The 616-nt window shown below is 50.0% G+C and carries 1 protein-coding gene; it reads left to right on the forward strand.

Going from position 1 to position 616, the window contains the following annotated elements:
* Positions 1–7: 7 nt before the first annotated feature.
* Positions 8–616: LysR substrate-binding domain-containing protein (locus R7044_RS26395; RefSeq protein ID WP_225456137.1), on the forward strand; the 609-nt coding region annotated here is incomplete at its 3' end.

The raw sequence follows: 616 nt of genomic DNA on the forward strand, positions 1-616 counted from the left end.
CTTTCCGTTGTCCATAGGCATGATCCCGACCATTGCACCTTATCTTCTGCCAAAGTTGTTACTCACCTTAAAAGAGCAGTACCCCAACGCGAAAATAGACATCGTCGAAGAACAGTCGCATGTCCTTGTCGACATGGTTCACAGCGGTGAGATTGACGCGGCCGTGCTGGCCATCCCCTACCCTTGTGACGGCTTGTTAACGTTAGAGTTTTGGCAAGAAGACTTTTACTGGGTCGCGCTCGATGGGCAAATGCACACAGACAAAAGCAGCATTACGTCCGAAGAACTACAAGAAACCAACCTCATGCTGCTTAAAGAAGGCCACTGCCTCAAAGATCATATTTTGGATGCCTGCCGCCTCTCTGAACAAACCTCCAATCAGGAATACCGTGCCACCAGCCTAAACACGTTAATTCAAATGGTAATGAGTGGAATGGGCACAACCTTGATCCCGGAAATGGCACTGGAACAGCTCGTCACGCACTACCCAGTATTATCGGCAGTGCATTTAAATGAGCCCGGCCCTCACCGCAGAATAGCCCTCGCGTTTCGCCCAAACTATGTGGACGTTTCCAGTCTCGAAGCGCTTTCCCGTATCGCGAAGCAATCTCTCAAA

The organism is Vibrio sp. 1402 (assembly GCF_033340275.1).